Annotated in this window: 2 pseudogenes; both read left to right on the forward strand. The window is 24.5% G+C overall.

The features are described 5' to 3' along the window. A pseudogene (locus tag GOQ24_RS16285) lies at window positions 1-206 on the forward strand (hypothetical protein); the annotation flags it as partial. 2 nt (window positions 207-208) lie between these two features. Continuing rightward, window positions 209-715, forward strand: a pseudogene (locus GOQ24_RS16290) (hypothetical protein); the annotation flags it as partial.

Genomic DNA, 715 nt, shown 5'->3' on the forward strand with positions numbered 1-715 from the left:
CTAATACACATGAACCCTTAGTGAATAAAGATATTAGTCTTTTATATCAGAACAATACTAATAATACTTCTATTCATCACTTAACAGATAGCTTAGGACAGTTCTTCATAGAAACACCTGAAAATTCTCAGATAATTATTGATGCATTTAATTTAAGAAAGCATTTTTTTATCACTCAAGATACAATCATTAATTTAGAACTCTAATCATGAATAAAAACTTAAATCTATATATCATTTTGTTGGTAATTATTTGTGCTTTACATAGTCTAAAAGCACAAGATAATAATGATTCAATCAATGAAAAATCATTTTGGAATACAGTAATTCCTACTAAATTATCACCTGATGGTAAATGGGCGATTATTTCTCAGACAGACAATACAAGTTCTAAGTCTAATAAAACATACTTTGTAAATACAAAAACTAAGGAAAAAAAAGAGTTTTCACACTTAGATCATTTCTATGATTACTTCTTAGACGATGGCCTTTTTATTGCTAAAGACAATGGAAAAATAATTGTACATACTTTAAATCACAATGACTCTTTAGTTATTTCTAATATTAAAAATTTCGATGTAAGTAAACAAAATCAATTACTTATATATCTAAATAATGAATTTGATGTTAGTATTATGCAACTAAATGAAAAGTTAAATCGTAATAAAATAATACTTACAAAAAGTAATATTCAAAGCTTTTATTTAAGTAAGAAC

The organism is Myroides sp. LoEW2-1 (genome assembly GCF_009767705.1).
Lineage (GTDB): Bacteria > Bacteroidota > Bacteroidia > Flavobacteriales > Flavobacteriaceae > Flavobacterium > Flavobacterium album_A.